This is a genomic window from Aliinostoc sp. HNIBRCY26 (assembly GCF_050235535.1).
Taxonomy (GTDB): domain Bacteria; phylum Cyanobacteriota; class Cyanobacteriia; order Cyanobacteriales; family Nostocaceae; genus Trichormus.
Genome location: NZ_CP189852.1, coordinates 1578427 through 1599679 on the forward strand (window position 1 = coordinate 1578427; position 21253 = coordinate 1599679).

The window sequence follows — 21253 nt, forward strand, 5'->3', positions numbered from 1 at the left end:
CTGCTACCAACAAGAGCTTATTTGTAAATTCTCTACTCAACATCAACACTTTCTCCCTCTAATTCCATAGGCTCAAACTTGACCTTGTTATATAAATCCTGTAGGGAAATTTCAAATGGTATAGTTGCCAAAGATATTTTTTCATCTTCCGCATCATATTCGCGGAGATTCCATTGTTTTTTACCTATTTTAGAAAACTGTTCTACATAAATTTGGGTTTGATCAACTAACAAATATTCCTGAAATGTAGAAATTGTTCGATAAGCCTGAAATTTATCTTCGTGGTCATAACCTCTAGTAGACTCAGATAAAACTTCCACTATCACCTGTGGATTGAGAATCATATCTTGGCGATTATTAAAAAATTCTGGTTCACCTGCCACAATCATCACATCTGGGTAAGTATAAATGCGTCTTTCTGGTATCCATAGGCGAACATCACCCATATAAACGTGATAGTTTTGCCTTTTGAAAGCAAAATTTAACTCAGTGCTTAAGTTAAGTGCTATTTGGTTATGATTTACTGTTCCGCCTGCTATTGGAATAATTTGTCCATCAATATATTCACTTTTGTATTCAGCTACTTCTTCGAGGGCTAAATATTCCTCTGGGGTATAAAATCGCTGTTGGGTGATTTGCATAGTTTTATGAAGTAGCGATCGCCGCCAAAATTTTTGATAATCTTACCCAATAGTTTAACGTAGCCAATGGTTTTATCCCCAAAGTCTTCTACCAGATTTACCCTTTAATTGCTCATGAGTATCTGCTAATAAATTCGGGATATCTAATTTTTCTGGACATCTAGGTAAACAATCACCACATTCTGTACAACGGTTGGCTTTCATTCCAGGAAACCAATGTCCAGCATTTTCAAACATTCCATAACGATATTGACCGTAATCTTTCATATCATAGGCTACAGCCAAATTTCGTAGGCGTAAGACTTCAGGAATATTAATGTTTTCAGGACAGGGTAAACAAGCATAACATTGACTACATTTTTCAGTCCCTAAAACTTGCTGTTGATGATTTTCTAACTGTTGAAAGGTGAGAATTTCTGTGGATGTTAACTCACCATTACTATCAGCAACTTGTAAAGGTTCTATTAATTCCTTTGGATTAGCTGCACCTATACTGAGGGTAGTAATACGTTTATCACTTAATAAAAATCGATAGTTTAATTCTAAAGGTGAAAATGTCTGACACAAGTCTTTGAGGGTTTGGGGTGGTGTGTAGAGTTTTCCCCCTTTGTCAGCCGGAGAAATAATAAAAACCCCCATATCTTTCTCAGTCGCTAACTGAATAGCTGGGGCGTTTCTTTGCCAGAAATAGTAATAATGCAGATTGACAAATGCAAATAAATCTGTGTTGATTGCTGCTTGGATTAACTCTAATGAACCGTGGGTGGAAAAGCCAACGTGTTTGACTCTACCGTCAGAAATCGCCTCTGTGACAGCTTGCATACAGCCATCTTTGGCTTGCACCATCTCCAGATGTTCCCAAGTATTTAAACCGTGAATTCCCAGACAATCTAGATAATCTATATTCAATCTAGTTAAAGATTCATCAATACATCGACGCATACTATCAGCATCAGCTGTAGGTGAAATTTTGCTGGTGATGTGGACTTGGGAACGCTGGAGAGATAAGCCATTTGCGATCGCTGCACCCAGATACTCCTCACTTTTACCGTAACCTCTGGCTGTTTCTATGTGATTAATTCCCAGTTCTAAAGCCTTGGCTATGGTTTGCTGTGCAGTTGCGACATCAGCCAAGTAACGCATTGTCCCTAGAGAAAAAACCGAAAGATGGAGATTCGTTTTGCCAAAGCGTCGGTAGTGCATAAAACTTCAGTAAACAGTAAAAAGGTAAAAGGCAAAAATCAGACAAAAATGGTTTTTACCCTGTGGAATACCGCAGGTTAAACCCTACATTGATTTACGGGAATCATCTTTTCACTTTTTACTATTTAACACTGGTTTAACTTTCGTCATTACCAAACCGCTTGATTAAATCTTCAGGACGAAGATTAGAAATAAATTCTCGGAAAGCTTGTTGTTCGGCTTCATCAGCATCCCGATCCACAGGGATAGACGCGTCAGCAATTACTTCTTCCATTACCCAAATAGGGGTATTAGTCCGCAGGGCGACGGCGATCGCATCGCTGGGACGGGCATCAATTTCTTTTTTGACTTCGCCCTGTTGTACAATCAAGACCGCATAAAATGTATCCTTTTGTAAGGAATGAATAATCACCTTTTCTAGAGTCATATTCCAAGCTTCGAGAATATTGACAATCAGGTCATGGGTTAAAGGTCGAGGCGGCTTTTGATTTTCTAAAGGCCCCATAATTGCCCTCGCCTGTTCTTGTCCAATATAAATTGGCAACGCCCGCCGATCTGAGGCATCTTTTAACAAAACTATTGGGCTACGGGTCATGGCATCTAATGCTATGCCAGCGACTTTCATCTCAATCATTGGCCAACCCTCTACAATCTTTTGCGTGATTAATTGTTAAGTGATAAATAATACCCTCGTTTGGGTAGTTAGGAACGGTAATAAACATAGGCATTGTTCTCTATAATTGCCTCTATTAAACTCCGAATTGTCCGTGAACACCAGAGTAAATGAAATGGGTCTTTATAAACAATAACCTTCTTCACCAAGTATGACTTGTGAAGGATGTCATTGTGTTAATTACCCTATAATAAAAACAGTCAGGAAATATACCCAGAATTTTCGGCATTCTTGTGAGAATTACCAGTGGATTTTCAGGAAAATTAGGCGATAAATAGAGTTAGTTTTGCGAAATAAACAGTGTTTACAGGATTAATTCAATCATTAGGAACAATCAAACCCTTAAGTGGTGATGCGTGGCAAATTACCTGCGTGAGTCAGCCATCGTTAATTATGCAGGATTTAGCCTATGGTGACAGTGTAGCTGTAGATGGTGTTTGCCTGACAGTTGAAGAAATTTTGCCAGCAGGCTTCGTGGCTTCAGCTTCCCCAGAAACTCTGCGCCGCACGACTCTAGGCTATGAGCAAACACAACAAGGCTACGTCAACCTAGAAACTTCACTCCGCGTTGGTGGTAAAGTCGGGGGTCATTTTGTCATGGGTCATGTAGACGGTGTAGGTAGTTTGCTAGAGGTGAAACAGACAGCAACTTCTTGGGAAATGACCTTCACAGCACCCGAAGCGATCACTCGTTACATTGTCCCCAAGGGTAGTATCGCTGTCAATGGCGTGAGTCTGACGGTAGCTGCTTATGAAGTGGATTTATCTCAGTTTACCGTCGCCGTGATTCCCCTGACTTACGCTGATACCAATCTTCGCTATCTGATGTCTGGCAGTTTAGTAAATTTAGAAGGCGATATTCTCGGTAAATACGTGGAAAAATTCCTTCACCCCGGCAAAAGTTATCACAAGACCTCTGATGATGCTGGTTTCAATGATATTACACCCGCATTTTTAGCAGAACACGGATATTTGTAAATAGGGGATTGGGTAATGGGGATTGGGTAATGGGGATTGGGCATTAGGGCATAGGGCATAGAAAGAACAGACCGCAGGTATAAAATCTACCTTGTCCACCTTGTCCACCTTGTCTACTTGTTCCTAGTCCCCAGTCCCCAATCCCCAATCCCCAGTCCCCAGTCCCTACTCCCTCTTCAACGCCTGCGCTGTCCGCACGCCTTGCAATAATTGGCTGAGGGCAACTTGCAATTCTACACCAGGGTCAACAGCCACCCATCCATTTTGTGTGAGGTGACGGACTTCAAAGTGTAGGTGTGCGCCAGTGGAGTTACCAGTGCTACCCACAAGTCCAATTACAGTTCCTGGTTCTACCCATTGTCCTGGTTGCACCAAGATTTCTGACATATGACCGTAGAGGGTTTGTTGAGCAGAACTGTGGTTAAGAATGACGGTTAAACCATAGCCACCTACCCAATCAGCTGTCTCTACTTGACCTCTAGCAGCCGCCAAAATGGGAGTACCTAAAGGCGCGCCTAAGTCAGTACCAGCGTGAAAACGGCGATCGCCTGTAATCGGGTGAATCCGCCAGCCAAATATAGATGTTACTGGTGCTGCTACGGCTAGGGGATATACCATCCCATTGCCACCACGGTAAGCTAATGTGCTGGTGTAGGGAATTTGTGGTAATACCGAAGCTAAGGGAATATCGTAAGCTACATTACTCTCACGGGGGGCAATGTTCCCTTCTGCCATTGGTGGGGGTAATGTCCCAGCACTGGGTGCAATGGGAGTAGCACTGACTCTCGTGGTAGAGAATTCGCTGGGGTTGGGAATAAAACGGTTGGGTTGAAAAGCTGTTTTATTGCTGCTACCTACAGGTACTTGAGAACCACGCCATCTGCTTTGGCTTGGTGCAGTCGCTAAGGTGCGAACGGGGGATGCTGTAGCTAACTGCGCTGTTTGACTGTTTCTAATCCATGTGGGGGCTGATTTAGCTGTGCGCTGGTTAGATGATGGTGTTTGCGCGCAAGCACTACCAGTTACCCCTTGTCCAGAATTAACAACTGTGCGACAACCGCTAGAACGTTCTGTGAGAATTACAGAATTTGGTGCTTGATAAGTTCCAGTTGTATTGGCACTGTAATCATTGGGATCAATATAAGCGTTGTTATAATCCTGCTTGGGTTGCCTAACTGTAACACTGTTATTGTTATCTGATGCGTTGGATGGTTGGGTAACTACTGGTTTTTTATTAGTTAATGATGGTTGAGCAACTACTGGTTTTTGCTCAGATGTAGTTACTTCCCGTTGGGGTTTAACCTTAGCGTTTGGGGTTGGTGTAACTTGAGAAGCTTCTACTTGGGGTTGTGACTTTCTCACACTAAAAACTGGCTCATTTGCCTCATTTTCAATGCTGGGTTGAGATTGTCTAACGGGCTTTGGTGATTGTGAAACTTCTGATTGACGTAGCCTTTGCTGGAGTTTAGTTTGCCGTGCCGAGAATTTTGGCTGTGATGGCGATGCTGCTGGTACAACAACATCTTTTTTCACAGGAATAACTGGTGCTGCTGTTGGTTGGGAAGTTTCAACAGTAGGAACAATGTTATCGATGGATGTTTCTGTTTGAGCTAACACCAAGCCGCCACTGAGGAGGCTAACACCACCTAACCAACACAGACCTTGTGCTGGTAGAGTATAGGCTAGGCGTTTTTTCGGATTATGGGCAGAGTGATTGCGCTGCGTCATTGTTTCTCTCAGTTGAGTTGTGTCTTATGTGCCTAAAGAGATGATGCCAGTGGTTTGTCTTACCCAAAGAGCGAAATTGTCAACAAACCTGATATGAATCTTAAGAACTACGATAACTCAAACTAATTCTACCGGGTTCTAGATGAATTTCTGGTGTTTTCATATCAGTTATGCAACCTCTTTCTAAGGATACTCGTAAACTTCCTTGAGGTGTTACGCCCACAACATTACCTGCGAGGTCGTTGACGTAAACGCGATCGCCCATGTTCACCAAAAACTCTAAATAACGAGACACAAGTATATTAATTCCTTCTTCCAAAAGGCAGACTACACCAGATTCTATGCCTAATAGCACTTGACAAATTAAGGTTTCTATATCGGGGATTGGGGATTGGGGATTGGGGACTGGGGACTGGGCATTGGGCATTGGGGATTGGGCATCGTATTGTTCTTCCCCTACTCTCCCTGCTCCCCTGCCCCCCTGCTTCCCTGTCTCCCCTAGCCATGACTGTAAATTAATCCCCGTTTCCGGTACAGGATTAGCCCAGTTAATTCCTACACCAACTATTGCTTGTGTGATTTGGCCTTGATTCACCTTAGTTTCTGTTAGGATTCCGCCTAATTTTCGTCCTTCTAAAACTAAATCATTCGGCCATTTAATTCCAACATTAATTCCACATTGACGCAATTGATGTGTAATACCCCAAGCGGTAGCTAAAGTAAGTTGATAACTAGCATTAGCTGCTATGTGGGGATTAATCGCCACAGAAAGATATAATCCGCCTGTTTGGGAAATCCACTGTCGTCCCCATTGTCCTTTGCCGGCGGTTTGTTGTGTGGCAATCACTACATTACCTGCTGTCGCGCCTTGGCTAATTAACTCCCAAAGCGTTAGATTAGTTGAGGTAACACAGTCATAAATATGTAGAGTAAAAGGTAAATAACCATACTTGCGCTCAGTGGTGAGGGCAGTTAAGATTTTTTGCTGATCAAGTTTGACAGCCATTAGCCTAAAATTCCGTAGTTCAAGTTAGCATGAATTGGCTGATAAGTTTCTGATTAGGTTTGGTTCAAGATGCACACTTGGCATTGGCATGATTGGGAGGGACTACCATACCTAAGTTGTAGTCTCTTGAGAAATTGGCAACACGGCTTTTTTACCCAGCAGTTTTGGCCGCGATCGCCTGACGAGTTAACAAAGGTGCTGCACCCAGAAGCATCAGCATATCGTTTGAAACAGGTACATGGCAATACAGTCCTCACCCCCAGGGAAATAGCAACCAATCTGGATGCAGAAGATGAATTAGCCCTGGCCGATGGATTAATGAGTGAAGCACCCTTGCAAGCTGTGTGGGTAGCCAGTGCTGATTGTACACCTGTGTTAATTGGAGATATTAAAACCGGACGGGTAGCAGCACTCCATGCAGGTTGGCGGGGAACAGCAAAGAAAATTGTCCCCCAGGCGATCGCCCGGATGCAAGCCCAAGGAAGTCAATTAGCAGACTTGCGGATTGCTATGGGGCCAGCTATTGCTGGAGAAGTTTACCAAGTTTCTGTGGAAGTCGCAGCAGAAATTGGAGCTAGCATTATACCACATGAGGATAACCAAAAAATTGTTCAGACATTACATGATTTACCCCATTCCCCATTGTTAGCTGATCCTGAGCCTGGAAAAGTTAGGGTAGACGTGCGGCGAGTCAATACGTTGCAAATGGAAAATTTAGGGATTAGTGCTGAACAGATAGCGATCGCACCCTACTGTACCTACCAAACTCCAGATCATTTCTTTTCCTACCGTCGTGAGCAACAGAAAAAAGTACAATGGTCTGGCATTGTTAGTGTTGTTTAAATCACTGAAAGAGTGCTGTTAGCGGAAGCGCGGCGTTTAGCCGGTGCTGAGTAGTGAGTGCTGAGTAAAAAGTGAAATTAATTGCACAGGCTGAACGCCGTGCTATTGCTAATAGCACTTTCAACTCAGCACTAATGAACTTTGCTTTTGGCTTATTCTCTTGAACTTTAAAAGCGATGTACCACACATTAATAAAAGATAATTTTTAGGATTTTAGAAATGCTAAAAATCTAAGAATTATCAGTATATTTACTATCAAATTAATCATCCTTAAAATTCCTATTTAATTTTTGAGTAAAACTTCCTATAACATCTCATCAATTGTTAAAATTTGTCTAAAAAATACCTTTTTTCCCCTACACCCTTACACCCTTATACCCCTACGCCCCTATTTATTCTCATTGATGTTCCTAGATGCTAAATGGGAACAATACGTCATATAGATAATTGCGTGAGTAAAAATTTGTATGGCAGTTTCATTAGAGACAAGTTTTGTAATTCCAGGCTATCGCTTCGCAGAGCAAATATACATAGGTAGCAAAACCATTGTCTATCGAGCTATTCGGTCAGCAGATGAAACACCAGTCATCATTAAACTGATGCGGAAGGAAAATCCCAATCTCAATGAAATTGCTCAGTTTCATAATCAATACACCATCACCAAAAATCTAGACATTCCAGGGATTATTAAACCCCTAAATATCGAAAATTATGGCGACCACTACGCCATAGTTCTGGAAGATATGGGCGGAATGTCTCTATCAGAATGGCGACGACAAAACGGTATCAGTCTAGAGGAATTCTTCTCGATAGCCATCAAAATAGTCACTATCCTAGAAAAAATACATAAAGCCAGAATTATTCACAAAGATATCAAACCTGCCAATATCTTAATTAACCCAGAAACACAAGAAATTAGAATTATAGATTTCAGTATCGCCAGCTTGCTACCAAGGGAAATTCAATTACTGAAAAACCCCAACGTCTTAGAAGGAACACTAGCGTATATATCCCCTGAACAAACCGGTAGGATGAATCGAGGTGTTGACTATCGTAGTGACTTTTATTCTTTGGGAGTAACCTTTTTTGAACTACTCACAGGAGAATTACCTTTTAGTAGCAAAGATCCAATGGAGTTGGTCTACTGTCATATTGCCAAAATACCACCAAGATTGGGTCACAAAATCGAAATTCCGCAAGCTCTTGCAGATATTGTCATGAAATTAATGGCAAAAAATGCCGAAGACCGTTATCAAAGTGCCTATGGTCTAATTCATGATTTAGAAATTTGTCAACAGCAGTGGCAAACTACAAAACAGATTACACAGTTTAATTTAGCAACTAAAGATATTGCTGACTGTTTTCTTATCCCTGAAAAACTCTATGGTCGTCAAACAGCAGTAGAAAATTTGTTAGCTGCTTTTGAGCGTGTTACCCAGGGGAAAACAGAATTGGTATTAGTTGCGGGTGCTTCTGGAGTAGGGAAAACTGCTGTGGTGAATGAGGTACATAAGCCTATTGTTCGCCAACGTAGTTATTTTATTCAAGGTAAGTTTGAACAGTTGCAAAGAGATATTCCTTTATTTGCTTTTGTGCAAGCATTTAAAGATTTAATTGTGCAAATTTTAAGTGAATCTGATGCTCAAATTCAAACTTGGAAAACTCAGATTCTATCGGCTTTGGGTGAACAAGCTCAAGTCATTATTGATCTAATTCCAGATTTGGAACTAATTTTGGGTGAACAGCCTGCGGTGACGGTGTTAGCTGGGAGTGCGGCGGAACATCGATTAAATTTATTATTGCAAAGATTTATCCAGGTGTTTACAGCCAATGAACGTCCCTTAGTGCTGTTTTTAGATGATTTGCAATGGGCTGATGCTGCATCTTTGAAGTTACTACAATTATTAATGTCTCCCTCAGAATCAACTTTGAAGGTGTCTGAGTCTCATCTAACTGCAAATTCTCACTCCGGTTTATTATTAATTGGTGCCTATCGTGACTATGAGATTATCCCAGGACATCCTTTAGAGTTGGCAATTAATGAAATGCTCAAGTCTGGTGGTAGCTTACAAATTATGACTTTAGCTACCTTAACATTTGGAGATTTAACTCATCTTGTCACTGACACATTACATTGCCCAGAAAATCTGGCTATTCCTCTCACGCAAGTTATCTTTGCGACAACTCAAGGTAATCCTTTTTTTACGCATCAATTTCTAAAATATCTGTATCAAGAAAATATTATTGAGTTTAATCATCATCTTGAATATTGGCATTGTGATATTAGCAAAGTTGAGGCATTACAACTCACAGATGATGTAGTTGAATTTATCAAAATTCAACTACTGAAGTTACCAAAATCAACTCAGCAAGTATTGCAACTAGCAGCTTGTATTGGGCATCATTTTGACTTAAAGACTTTAGCAATCGTTTATGAAAAGCCTTTAGCTGAGACTATATCAGATTTACGTGCAGCGAGGCTAGAAGGGATTATTTTACTGCAATCTGAAATTTATCAGTTATTAGAAGTTAACACTGATCAACAATATCAGTTATTTAATTCAGAACAGGACGAATCTACAAATTCTCATTATCAATCATCTCAATGCCAATTTGTTCACGATCGCATCCAACAAGCTGCCTATTCTCTCATTCCAGAGCAGCAAAAATTATCACTACATTTCAAAATAGGCAAATTATTATTAGATCATACTCCTACTAGTAAATTAGAAGACAATATTTTTGGTATTGTCAATCAATTAAACATGGCAATACAGTTAATTGTAGAGCCTAGTGAACGTATTAAACTAGCCGAGATGAATCTCCAAGCCGGACGTAAGGCTTTAATGTCTACAGCCTATCCCTCAGCTATAAAGTATTTAAATACAGGTATTCAATTACTACCTCAGCAAAGTTGGGATACTGACTATCACCTCACTTTAGCTTTATATGAAACCGCCACCGAAACATCATATCTAGCTGGTGACTTCGAGCAGATGGAAGCATTAGCACAAGTCGTATTATCAAACGCAAAAACCAAAATAGACCAACTGAAAATTTATGATGTCAAGATTAGACACTATAGTTCTCAAGGTAAAGCACTAGAAGCAATTGAAATTGCGTTAGATTTCTGTCAGGTTTTAGGCGTGAAATTTCCAGAACATCCTAGCCAATTAGATGTACAAAAGGAAATACAAAAAATCTACAGCAATTTAGCTCACAAGTGCATTGAAGATTTAATTGATTTACCAGAAATGCAAGATGTTGAAGCATTAGCTTTGATGCGAGTTATCGGTAGTGCATTTAGTTCTTTTTACCAAGCTTTCCCAGCCCTGATGCCATTGGTATGTTTAAAACAAATAGATTTATCATTACAGTTTGGTAATTCTCCTTTATCAGCATTTGCATACGCCATTTATGGATTTATGCTCTGTGGTGTAGTTGGTGATATTTCATCTGGTTATCAGTTTGGTAAGTTAGCCGTCAATTTAGCTCACAAATTTAATAACAAAGAAGTCAAAGCTAAAAGTATGGGGACTTTCAACTCCCATATTAGTCACTGGCAAATTCATCTGAGAGATACATTAAAGCACTTTTTAGAAACCTATACAGTTGCTCTAGAAACTGGAGATTTAGAATTTGCGGCTTTTTCATTACAAAATTACGGTTATTCAGCATTTTTCCTGGGTAAAGAACTAGTATGTCTCCAACCAGAATTAGCAAAATATAGCTCTGCAATCAAGCACATTAATCAAGAAAAAGTATTTTATTGGCAGGAGATTTATCATCAAACAGTCTTGAATTTGCTGGAAGAGAGAGAAAATAGCTCTGATTTATTGGGTGAGGTATACGATGAAGTGAAAATGCTGCCCATCCACCTCAAAGATAATGATGGCATAGCTATTTTACACTTGTATTTATGTAAGACTTATCTCTGCTATCTGTTTCAGGACTATAGCAAAGCCTGGGAAAATACCAAAAAAATGGCAGAGTTCTTACATGGTGGTGTAGGAACTTTAACTTACACTCAATTTCATTTTTACGATTCTCTAGTACGTTTAGCTGTATATATTGATGTAAGCGCATCTGAACAACAGGAAATTTTGGCGCAAGTCAAAGTTAATCAAGAAAAACTCCAGCATTGGGCAAGTTATGCACCGATGAATTATTTACATAAATTTCATTTGGTAGAAGCTGAGTATCATCGGGTTTTAGATAATAAAACAGCAGCAATGGATAACTATGAGCGTGCGATAAATTTAGCGAAAGAAAATGATTATATTCATGAAGCAGCCTTAGCTTGTGAATTAGCGGCTCAATTCTATTTAGCATGGGGAAAACAAAGAATAGTACCCAACTATTTAATTGATGCTTATCGCGCTTATCAACGTTGGGGTGCAGTTGCTAAAGTCAAACACCTCCAAAAACGCTATCCCCAACTACTCGCACCGATAATTCAGCAAGAAATGCTCAAAACTCATGTTGTTAGCAAACGAGAACCAATTACTGTTTCTATGCTGACATCTTTGTCTGCAACTAAAACTAGTGAAACCGTGATTAGTTCTCACACTAGTGTTTCTGAGATGCTGGATTTAGGGAGTGTGATTAAAGCCTCACAGTTACTCTCTGGAGAACTTGAACTAGAACAATTACTTTCTACTTTAATGGCTGTGGTGATGGAAAACGCTGGCGCATCAAAAGCAGTATTGATGTTGAGTGAAAGTGAGACAGATTTCCAAGTAACGTCTGTAAGTTCTAGTGCTGAGAGTGGGGATATCTTGACTGATTTCCCATCAATTAATTTAGTAGATAGTCAAGATATTCCCCTAACTTTGATTAATTATGTCAAACGCACCAAAGAAATATTTGTTAGTGATGATGCTAAAACAGTAGCATTTTTAGCCAGCGATCGCTATATCCAAACCCAACAGCCCCAAAGCCTAGTTTGTATTCCCATTATCAATCAAGGTAAGTTACTAGGTATGATGTACCTAGAGAATAATCTTAGCATTGGGGCATTCACACGCGATCGCATTGAAGTCCTCAAACTCATCACTACCCAAGCTGCTATCTCTCTAGAAAATGCTATTCTCTACGAAAACCTAGCCACCGCCAATCAGCGTTTAGAAGAACAAAACCACACCCTAGAACAAAAAGTTGCCCAGAGAACTCAAGAATTAGAAGAAAAAAATCAATATTTACAACAAACTTTACTAGAATTACAACGCACCCAAACTCAACTAGTACAAAGTGAAAAAATGTCCTCATTGGGACAAATGGTAGCCGGAATTGCCCACGAAATTAATAATCCCATTAACTTTATTCATGGCAATATTAATCATGCCCATGACTATGTACAAGACTTGCTAGATTTAGTCGATATTTATCAACAAGAATATCCCAGTCCTTCTGATATCATTGCCGAAAAATCCCAAGCAATAGATATTAAATTCCTCATGCAAGACTTACCTAAAGTGCTTGAATCCATGAAAATTGGCAGTTCACGCATTCGTAATATTGTGATAGGGTTACGCAATTTCTCCCGTCTAGATGAATCAGAGATGAAACCCGTAGATATACATGAAGGTATTGAAAGTACCCTCATGATTTTACAGCACAGACTCAAAGAAAAGAGTGATGCACCAGAAATTTTAGTGACAAAAGACTATACTAAATTACCATTAGTAAATTGTTATGCAGGGCAATTAAATCAAGTATTTATGAATATCATTAGCAATGCTATTGACGCATTAGAAGATTCCAGATTACCAGCTATTGACCCATCAAAACCTTTCCAAATTATCATTAAAACGGAGTTGTTAGCATCAAATACAGTCAGAGTGAGCATTACTGATAATGGTTCTGGGATGACAGAAACAACCAAACAAAAAATATTCGACCCATTTTTTACCACTAAGCCTATCGGTAGCGGCACAGGTTTAGGTTTATCAATTAGCTATCAAGTAGTAGTAGAAAAACACAAAGGTCAGTTAACTTGTAATTCCACCTTGGGTGAAGGAACTGAATTTTTAATTGATATTCCCATTCAATAGACCTGTTTTAAAAATGGGGATTAGGGATTAGGTATGAAAAATTTGATTTTTATTGTTTATTTGAGAGTATGTATCATGGAATTTTTTGCAAAATTTATGACCATAGTGTAATTAGTTGCATTCTTGCGCCCACTCAATGATTTCCAAATAATTTCCACGTTATCGATATGTACGAAACAAAAAAATACACCCTAGTTTATAGAGTGTATATTATGTTATGACAGTAGAATATAAATTTAAAATACTAATGACTAATGACTAATGACTAATGACTAATGACTAATGACTATTGACTATTGACTAACACCAACCGTTTCACGAGGCTTGATAGTAAAACCATCTACATCAGAACGTCTTCTTAACTTTAAAGTCTGTCTAACTAGTTGATAATTAGCTGGAGACATAGGTGAGATATTCTTGAGTATTTGCTGCCAAATTGGCGAATTATCTACTATCCCCATATCACTCATTAATTCATCAATATAATGAAAGCTAAACGGAAATATTGATGTACCATGATGTAAGCCATATTCCCATTCTTGCTTTTTCCATTGCCACTCTAAAGCTATTTCTTCTAACATCTTTTGTGGTGTAGGCAAATTGAGATTACCTTGGAAATATTCCAGTAACCACTGAGAACTAATATCAGATGTGAGGGGACAGAATTTACTGGAGTTGTAACCTACAAAGCCAAGGTTAGGAATATGCGGGTGAATAATATTGCGATAAAGCTGAAAATTTCCTTGTTTATCTATTAAAGTCTGAAGATCATCTGCTGCTAAAAACGGTACATCTTGACGAAATCCTGTGCCGAATACCACAATATCCGCAACTATATGTTCCCCAGTGGCTAACTCTACACCACCAGCAACAAACCGTTTAATTTCTGTCTTTTTCGCTTGAATCTTACCAGAAGCAACATACTGATAGAAATTAGGAGTTTCTAAAGCGATAGAAGAAACCACCCATTTAGTCAGGGGTTGATCAGGAATCATTCCGTAAGCATCTAACTTCAGTTGATAGCGGAGTAATATTTCATTAATGCGCCAAAAAGCCCAGACTAAAGGCTTACCAACAGTGTGTAATAGCCATTCCATACCCTCTAACTTACGATATGGTAGCCAGCTTTCAGCAAAGCGCGTTAGCAAAACATACTTAATATTTACTCTTCCCAAGAAGAATTTAGGAATCTTCCAAGGTATTTGACGAAACACCATTGTGCATTTTGCAGAGACATTAGCAGATAGAGTGGCGATGTCAGTTGCAGATTTACCCATACCTACCACAACTACTCGCTTACCTTCCACTATCGAGGCGTTATTAAATTCTGTAGTGTGTAATACTTGACCCCCAGCAGCAATAAATTCTTCCTTTCCAGCGAGAGGAGGTTGGTAAGGAATATTAAACGTTCCAGTACACACAATCACAAAATCAAACTCTAATCGTTCCTGTTGAGTTTCTCCAGAAACTTGATCACGAAACCGAATGCTGACTAACCATTTCGGTATTTCTGTATTTTTTCTAATGACTTGAGTTACTTCCGTTTGAAAACGGATTCTGGGAGTCACGCCAAAATATTCGGCATAAGATATTAAGTAATTGCGTGTTTGCTCTGCGGTCGGCCATTCAGGATAGGATGTAGGCATGGGATAATCAGGAAAGGCATAGGTATCGCGTGGGCTTTGAATGGTCAACCCTGGATAGACTCTAGATTTTTCCCAGACACCACCGATTCCTGCTTGTGTTTCAAACACTGTGACTTCATAGCCAGCTTCTATAAAGTTTCTTGCTGTAACTAATCCACTAACACCAGCCCCAATTACACATACTTTCTTTGTTTGCATTATTAGTTTTGTCCTGTATTCAAAGGGAATGGGGAATGGGGAATGGGGAATGGGGAATGGGGAATTGGGAAGAATCTTCATTACTTCCCTGTTCCCTACCCCCACCAAAGAACTTTTTCAGCAAGTCCTGACTAAATTAGCTACGACCGGAGTAATGTAATTGACCTTCAATGGGCATAGAAATTTTCAGTGGTGGTTTCTCAGGATTTAACGAGGCTTTTACCCAACCTTCTAAAGCCATGACTTCTAAGCAAAACATTGTATGCTGGATGGCGATGCGGAGATGTTCGGCGGGGAAGCGGTTCTTGAACAAACTAATGAGGTAATGATAAATTTGCTCAATATCAGATGTCCGACTGAGAATATCAATTAATAAACCATAAAGACCAGTAATCGGTAAGCGATCGCCATTTTCTCTGCGGTAACATTTTACTCTTGTAATTTCACCATTGCTATAAACAGCAACGAATTCTTCTTGGGTGTCGTCAATGTTTAACTCAAAGACGTTGTAACCGCTAATTTCCCAAGGTAATTCCTCTTTGGAAAAACGCTGTACCATCTGTTTCATCGCCCCTAAGTCAAAGCCACCAATTACAGCTTGACCAACAATATCATTGGTAAAACCACCTTGGGCTAACCAGCGAAAAGCTTCGGCGGGACTGAGATTTAAGCCGGCTTCTTTGGCGATGGTTTGACAGTGGTCATATAAGTCTGTAAATTGACCATTGGCTGCATACCAATAATCTGCAAAGCGGATATGTTGTTGGACGCGACGGCGTTGATTATGGTCGTATTGGCTTTTTAACCAATCTGCATCATATTGATTTTGGAGTAGTGCAGATATGGTGTATGCTAATTCCTTACCTCCCACATGGGTGAGAGTTAAACCCGCAGATAAAATCGGATCAGCAAAACCTGCGGCTTCTCCTACTAAAAACCAGTTTTCCCCTGTGGTTCTTTCTGCAAGGAAAGACCAATCTTTCGTAATCTCAATATTACCTCTACTACTAGCATTAGCTAGCAGCCTAGAAATTAGCGGTTCATCTTGGAGTGCTTGATGATAAATCTCTGCGGCTGATTTTTTCGCTTGTTTGTAATAGCTAGCTGGACAAACAAAACCAACACTAGTACGGGTGGGGCTGAGGGGAATAAACCAAATCCATCCGTGTGGTAAGCTCATTATCTGTATGCGAGTCCCACCCACACCAATTTCTACCGCCCACTCTGCATTTTCCCAATAATCCCAGATGGCGACATTTTGCAGTTGTGTAGGACATTCTGTTTGCACACCTACGGCTTTTCGCAATACACCGACATGGCCAGAACCATCAATGTAGTAATTTGCAGTGATTGTTTCTTCAGTATTTAATTGTAAGGCAGTGATGCGATCGCCCTGCGTATCCACTTTCACCACTGCTGTTTGTTCTCTGACTTCACATCCCGATTCTTCCGCATGACGCAGCAGAATCTCATCATATACTGCCCGGTCTACTTGAAACGCTGTTTGTTTACGTTGTCCTGTAAACTTCGCCGGACGAGGTTCATCTTTAAATTCTTCTAAGCGCAAAAAGTGAAATTCCCAAGGTTCTGGATCTTTCCCCCAGCGATAGTTACCCCCAACTTTAATTGGGAAATTAGCAGCTTCTACTTTATCCCAACATCCCATCTCATCAAGGATTTCACTAATCTGCGGTAGCTGACTTTCACCCACATGATCCCGTGGAAACTTTTCTTTTTCCAGAATTAATACACGCAACTGAGGATTATACTTTTTCAATAGAGTGCCAGTTGTGCTACCTGCGGGGCCACCACCAACAATTACAACATCATAATGGTTCATAAGAATTTGGGATTTGTGAAGAGTAAATTTTGCACTGCAACAATCACTGTCAAACCATAGACAATTGCTTTGATCTAACTATCAGTTTCTCTATCAAAGAGAGTTTTCCGCTTTCATAGAGCATACTGAAAACACACCTACCCATAGGAAAGTTTCAGTATGCTAATAGTTAGACAAGCAATCTACTTTTTAATTTTTAAGCGTTAGCAGCTAATGCGGCTTCTGCACTGCCCATAGCAGGATGATTAATGTCTAGATTTTCAGTCCAAGTATGGGAGAATTCTAGATTTTCAGTCCAAGTATGGGATAGTTCTAGGTTTTCAGTCCAAGTATGGGAAATATTCAAATTCTCAGTCCAGGTGTGGGAGATATCCAAATTTTCAGTCCAAGTGTGGGATAATTCTAAATTCTCAGTCCAGGTATGGGAGATATCTAAATTCTCAGTCCAGGTGTGAACGATATCAAGGGTTTTTTGTTGTGCGTTAGACATGATTTTGATCCTCAGTCAGTGGGTAAATTGGGGTAGGTGCTAAACATAAAAATTCTGCTATATTCAGGCACTGCAACTTATACAAGTTCTCTAAAATTAAACAACAGATGCCAACACTGAAACACAGATAATATCTGAGTTTCTTAATAGCCATTTTCTCTACAAGAGACTGCGCCAACGTAGCGGGATTTTAGTCCAATACGGTTCAGTTAAGTGAATAGTAAGTTAGGTTGATCGATAGCGAAACACAACAAAGCCTTGATAATGTTGGGTTTCGTTCCTCAACCCAACCTACACCAGTTTTTTTTGAACTCAAGGTATATTGCAGAGAATTTGTGAGGTATAAATTTTGAATATTTATCCCCAGATAAGAATTAACTTAGGCGGCTGAGACAGTGTTATTCATCCGAGATATCTGTTTCAGTTCTAGCTGCTGGTTGTGAGTGATAGCATATTGAAAAAGTGCATTGACTAATTCTGTAATTAGGGCAAATATCTTCTCTGCCAGTTCTAAAGCAGACTGAGATTGCAATGGTGTCAATTCCAAGCTTTGTAGGGAAGTTTCTATATTATCTGTACCTGTAGTATGACCAGTTTCTACAGCTAGATGAAATCCTCCAAAATACAGATATTTATCTCCTGTGAGTGATTGCAATTCTTGGGCAACTTTCGCAGCATTGGCAAACACAATATTGCCTGTAGACTCTAATACCTCAATAATTACCAGTTTATGGAGAGGATCTGATTTCCACGCGTAAAAAAATAGTTGATGAATCACCCATCGAGGTACTTGAGTTTCTTCATCCCATAAAAATTTTACGGTATCACTAAATTTTAACGAACAATCAAAGCCAAGTTTTTCCATATCTGAGAGAAACCATAGCCAGTGATGGTCATCTTCTTCAGTATGTTTATTAATGATTATCTGAATCGGATCATTACTTGTCAAATCCCGAAATGCGTATTTATTCAGTTCTCCAAACCCCATAATAAAAGGTGTGGCACAAGGACTCCAAGCTAATCTTGTGATGGTGTCTATGCTTGTGTCCTGCATGAATTTAAATAAAGGTAACTGGGCAAATTCTTGCTTCTTAGCATCAATAAATGCCAGGACTTCTTTCATATCTAATGCCCTATCTGAATTTGAATAATTTAATTTTGGAGAAACTTGAAGGAAGTCTGCACTCATTACAGTGCTATTCTTCCTGCATATTTACTGTGTTTCGTGCTTAACAAGATGAAGATTTTACGGAAATACTTAAGCTGATTACTATTTTTAATATTTTTTGAAGGAAATAGTATCCGTATTTCTTTCTATTTAGAAATGTATTTTTTTTTGCTGGTAAATTAACCACGTTAAAATACTATTTTCGCGATTTTTTCATTATTCTTCGAGGACAACACAAGCAATATTTATATTCAATAATGGTTGAATAGCATATTTTCACGCTTGACAAAATAGCCTTATACGTTAAATCCAAGTTTTTAGAGAAATAAAACGTCTTTTGAAATACATTATACTAATAATTTATACTTAATTGTAATTGTTTGATGACAATTAGATTTACCAAAATATTTCCCTTACCTGTTATCACTCAAAGAAATAAAAACCAGAATTTTTACGATTATATTGATTTTGCGAGGTTTCAAGCGAGCATGAAGATTAAAAATATAATTTATATGAAATTAAATTGCGATCGCCAGAATCATTTCTGTAAAAATATCACTCAAAAGATAGATGACATTGCAGAAATAAATAGTGCAAATTACTAAATAATGTCAAATTCTTTACTAAGACACGGATGTTTTTAAGCATATCCACGGCAACTGATGGGTTACATTTGCTTAGTCAGATCAGCTCAACTAAACCTAAATTTCTTCAGAGATGAAGAAACATAACTATATTGGAGGTCAAATATCCAACATCTGAAAAAATGGCATTAGCCAACAGCTAATACTCATAGCTAAACTAACAATTAATGCAACACTTCACTCAATAATTTTCTGTGTATTAAAGCTCCTTCAACCAAAGATTGAATTTTTGTAGGTGATATGGCTTCGGTATTAGCGTAGCATTCCAGCCAGTTTTGGGTAATTACATTTGTATCATCTGGTAAATTTACTAAATTCCACCCTGGCATTGATAAATCTTCCATTAAACGATTAACTTTGGGGTCATAACTCAAAGCAAAACAGCGACAGCCTTCAGCCGCAGCCATAATTAAACTGTGGAGTCGCATTCCAATCACCATTTCTACATCTCGAAATACGCCTTTTAATATCTGCGGATCTTCAAGAGACAAAATCTGACTGACATCTGCAAGGTGTGGCTGTATAGCTTGAGCAATTTCTAAGTCTTCACTTTTTTGAAATGGTAGCAAAATGATAAAAGTCTGTGTAGCTTTTTGAAAAGCTACTAGAGCATGAATTATATTCGCTAAACGTACTTCTGTTAATTGGGGATGCTTTCTTAAAGTGACAGCAACTCTTGGTCGGGGTAAATCCCAAATTGCGGGTACTGGTTTAGCAGCTAAAGCCCAGACAGGATCAGGTGCGACGATGTGGGGAATTTGCCAATCAGATAATAAAGCTGCACTAGCGCGATCGCGTACACTAACTTTAGTACAACCAGCAAAATTGCGTTTGGCTAACCATCGAGTTTGGGGACGCACCAAAGGGCCGATACCTTGCGCCCATGCGATAGTTTTTAGACCCATACTTTGGGCTAACGCCATCAACCCCCCATAGTAAAAGGGACTTATAGTGCTAGTAACATCTTGAATTAGACTCCCTCCACCCCAAATCAAAGCATCACAGGAACGTAAAGCTTGCAGTACAGCCAGGGGTGACATTCGGTCATAAGCTTCTACATTATAGCGATCGCGTGTTTGTTGTGGATTGCCCGACAACACCACAGGCGTGACATGAGATGGTAGCATTTGCAGTAGTGTAGCTAACAAAGCCTCATCACCACCGTTGCCCTTACCGTAATACCCAGATAATAGCGATCGCATCTTTCCCACAAAAAATTTTCAATGTCGGATTTAAGGTTATCAACTTTTTCAGAGTAGTTCACCAAATGTCAGCCATCTTGCTACAAAAAGTTGAATAAGCCTGTGAGAAGATTAAGTGAGTGCTGAGTTATGAGTGCTGAGTGTTAAAGTCTAATGACTAATGACTAATGACTAATGACTATTGACTATTGACCATTGACTAACTTTCTATGCACGCTCTTTCAATTCCCACTTGGATTATTCATGTTTCTAGCGTCATTGAGTGGATGGCGGCGATTTGGTTAATTTGGACTTATGGCGAACTCACTGGAAATCGTAGCTGGTGGGGATTGTCTTTGGGGATGTTACCAGCTTTGGTGAGTGCTATGTGTGCTTGCACTTGGCATTATTACGACAATGCTGAATCTTTAGAATGGTTAGTAACCTTGCAAGCTACTATGACTGTAGTTGGTAATTTTACTCTTTGGGCTGCGGCGGTGTGGATTTGGCGTGAATCCCGTAGTACCAAGACAGAAACAGATTCTTTTGAGCCGAAATCTATTAAATCAGAGCGATGATATCGAAAGACACCCTTTTTGCCTTATCACTGTTTCCTTACCTGGGTTTCTTGTGGTTTATCACCCGCAGTCAACAACTACCCCGTCTAGCATTGTATGGATTTTACGGGACATTGGTTTTTGTAGCGGTGACAATTCCCGCCGGAATTTACGCCAAACTTTATTATGGCGAAGCCTTAGCTAACATCGATTGGCTACATGGTGGTGCAGAAGTTTTCTTGACACTTTCTAATATTTTGGTAGTCTTGGGCTTCCGTCAAGCTGTGATGCAGTTGAAGAAGTAGGGATTGGGGCTAATCAATTCAAAATTCAAAATTCAAAATTCAAAATTAAAGATTCTGTTCCCTGTTCCCTGTTCCCTGTTCCCTGTTCCCTGTTCCCTA

General features: G+C 39.5%; 15 protein-coding genes. 5 read left to right on the plus strand and 10 right to left on the minus strand.

Annotated elements, in window-relative coordinates:
• Nucleotides 1-32: 32 nt before the first annotated feature.
• From ACQFX9_RS06600 to ACQFX9_RS06610, 3 genes are all read right to left on the minus strand, one after another.
• A complete protein-coding gene (locus ACQFX9_RS06600; protein ID WP_427161249.1) occupies nt 33-641 on the minus strand; it encodes a Uma2 family endonuclease in 609 nt (202 codons plus the stop codon).
• Nucleotides 642-713: 72 nt separating this feature from the next.
• On the minus strand, nt 714-1844 hold the full coding sequence (locus ACQFX9_RS06605) for an aldo/keto reductase (protein WP_427161250.1): 1131 nt from the start codon (nt 1842-1844) through the stop codon (nt 714-716).
• Nucleotides 1845-1980: 136 nt separating this feature from the next.
• Nucleotides 1981-2478, minus strand: coding sequence for a bifunctional nuclease family protein (locus ACQFX9_RS06610; RefSeq protein ID WP_236141794.1), 498 nt, complete (start codon nt 2476-2478; stop codon nt 1981-1983).
• A gap of 339 nt (nt 2479-2817) precedes the next feature.
• Here ACQFX9_RS06610 and ACQFX9_RS06615 point away from each other — a divergent pair, with 339 nt between their 5' ends.
• Entirely contained in the window at nt 2818-3495 is a 678-nt protein-coding gene (locus ACQFX9_RS06615; protein ID WP_427161251.1) for a riboflavin synthase, read from the plus strand.
• A 165-nt stretch (nt 3496-3660) separates the two neighbouring features.
• On the opposite strand, the gene ACQFX9_RS06620 is transcribed toward ACQFX9_RS06615, so the two are convergent.
• A complete protein-coding gene (locus ACQFX9_RS06620; RefSeq protein WP_427161252.1) occupies nt 3661-5223 on the minus strand; it encodes a peptidoglycan DD-metalloendopeptidase family protein in 1563 nt (520 codons plus the stop codon).
• Between the two features lie 100 nt (nt 5224-5323).
• Nucleotides 5324-6229 (minus strand): biotin--[acetyl-CoA-carboxylase] ligase, encoded by a 906-nt coding sequence (locus ACQFX9_RS06625; protein WP_427161253.1) that lies wholly within the window; start codon nt 6227-6229, stop codon nt 5324-5326.
• A 69-nt stretch (nt 6230-6298) separates the two neighbouring features.
• On the opposite strand from ACQFX9_RS06625, the gene pgeF reads away from it, so the two are divergent.
• Together pgeF and ACQFX9_RS06635 are read left to right on the plus strand one after the other, a co-directional pair.
• Complete coding sequence (pgeF, locus tag ACQFX9_RS06630; RefSeq protein WP_427161254.1) at nt 6299-7072, plus strand: peptidoglycan editing factor PgeF; 774 nt, start codon at nt 6299-6301, stop codon at nt 7070-7072.
• Nucleotides 7073-7539: 467 nt separating this feature from the next.
• Nucleotides 7540-13125 (plus strand): trifunctional serine/threonine-protein kinase/ATP-binding protein/sensor histidine kinase, encoded by a 5586-nt coding sequence (locus ACQFX9_RS06635; protein WP_427161255.1) that lies wholly within the window; start codon nt 7540-7542, stop codon nt 13123-13125.
• 293 nt (nt 13126-13418) lie between these two features.
• On the opposite strand, the gene ACQFX9_RS06640 is transcribed toward ACQFX9_RS06635, so the two are convergent.
• The 5 genes from ACQFX9_RS06640 to csaB all read right to left on the minus strand — a co-directional run bounded on the left by ACQFX9_RS06640 (nt 13419) and on the right by csaB (nt 20313).
• Nucleotides 13419-14969: a flavin-containing monooxygenase gene (locus tag ACQFX9_RS06640; RefSeq protein ID WP_427161256.1), complete on the minus strand. Its 1551-nt coding sequence runs from the start codon at nt 14967-14969 to the stop codon at nt 13419-13421.
• Nucleotides 14970-15105: 136 nt separating this feature from the next.
• Nucleotides 15106-16809 (minus strand): NAD(P)/FAD-dependent oxidoreductase, encoded by a 1704-nt coding sequence (locus ACQFX9_RS06645; RefSeq protein WP_427161257.1) that lies wholly within the window; start codon nt 16807-16809, stop codon nt 15106-15108.
• A 196-nt stretch (nt 16810-17005) separates the two neighbouring features.
• Nucleotides 17006-17299: a hypothetical protein gene (locus tag ACQFX9_RS06650; protein WP_427161258.1), complete on the minus strand. Its 294-nt coding sequence runs from the start codon at nt 17297-17299 to the stop codon at nt 17006-17008.
• 379 nt (nt 17300-17678) lie between these two features.
• A complete protein-coding gene (locus ACQFX9_RS06655; protein WP_427161259.1) occupies nt 17679-18422 on the minus strand; it encodes a hypothetical protein in 744 nt (247 codons plus the stop codon).
• An 853-nt stretch (nt 18423-19275) separates the two neighbouring features.
• On the minus strand, nt 19276-20313 hold the full coding sequence (gene csaB, locus ACQFX9_RS06660) for a polysaccharide pyruvyl transferase CsaB (RefSeq protein ID WP_427161260.1): 1038 nt from the start codon (nt 20311-20313) through the stop codon (nt 19276-19278).
• Between the two features lie 209 nt (nt 20314-20522).
• Between csaB and ACQFX9_RS06665 the strand changes: the two genes are divergently transcribed.
• A complete protein-coding gene (locus tag ACQFX9_RS06665) occupies nt 20523-20870 on the plus strand; it encodes a DUF2499 domain-containing protein (protein WP_103139086.1) in 348 nt (115 codons plus the stop codon).
• Entirely contained in the window at nt 20867-21154 is a 288-nt protein-coding gene (locus ACQFX9_RS06670) for a DUF3593 domain-containing protein (protein WP_427161261.1), read from the plus strand. The genes ACQFX9_RS06665 and ACQFX9_RS06670 overlap by 4 nt, the downstream gene beginning before the upstream one ends.
• The last annotated feature ends 99 nt before the right edge of the window (nt 21155-21253 follow it).

Bases quoted from the DNA above. Each gene is read 5' to 3' on its own strand.
- ACQFX9_RS06600 (WP_427161249.1), bottom strand. From the start codon at position 641: ATGCAAATCACCCAACAGCGATTTTATACCCCAGAGGAATATTTAGCC.
- ACQFX9_RS06605 (WP_427161250.1), bottom strand. From the start codon at position 1,844: ATGCACTACCGACGCTTTGGCAAAACGAATCTCCATCTTTCGGTTTTT.
- ACQFX9_RS06610 (WP_236141794.1), bottom strand. From the start codon at position 2,478: ATGATTGAGATGAAAGTCGCTGGCATAGCATTAGATGCCATGACCCGT.
- ACQFX9_RS06620 (WP_427161252.1), bottom strand. From the start codon at position 5,223: ATGACGCAGCGCAATCACTCTGCCCATAATCCGAAAAAACGCCTAGCC.
- ACQFX9_RS06625 (WP_427161253.1), bottom strand. From the start codon at position 6,229: ATGGCTGTCAAACTTGATCAGCAAAAAATCTTAACTGCCCTCACCACT.
- pgeF (WP_427161254.1), top strand. From the start codon at position 6,299: ATGCACACTTGGCATTGGCATGATTGGGAGGGACTACCATACCTAAGT.
- ACQFX9_RS06635 (WP_427161255.1), top strand. From the start codon at position 7,540: ATGGCAGTTTCATTAGAGACAAGTTTTGTAATTCCAGGCTATCGCTTC.
- ACQFX9_RS06640 (WP_427161256.1), bottom strand. From the start codon at position 14,969: ATGCAAACAAAGAAAGTATGTGTAATTGGGGCTGGTGTTAGTGGATTA.
- ACQFX9_RS06645 (WP_427161257.1), bottom strand. From the start codon at position 16,809: ATGAACCATTATGATGTTGTAATTGTTGGTGGTGGCCCCGCAGGTAGC.
- ACQFX9_RS06650 (WP_427161258.1), bottom strand. From the start codon at position 17,299: ATGTCTAACGCACAACAAAAAACCCTTGATATCGTTCACACCTGGACT.
- ACQFX9_RS06655 (WP_427161259.1), bottom strand. From the start codon at position 18,422: ATGAAAGAAGTCCTGGCATTTATTGATGCTAAGAAGCAAGAATTTGCC.
- csaB (WP_427161260.1), bottom strand. From the start codon at position 20,313: ATGCGATCGCTATTATCTGGGTATTACGGTAAGGGCAACGGTGGTGAT.
- ACQFX9_RS06665 (WP_103139086.1), top strand. From the start codon at position 20,523: ATGCACGCTCTTTCAATTCCCACTTGGATTATTCATGTTTCTAGCGTC.
- ACQFX9_RS06670 (WP_427161261.1), top strand. From the start codon at position 20,867: ATGATATCGAAAGACACCCTTTTTGCCTTATCACTGTTTCCTTACCTG.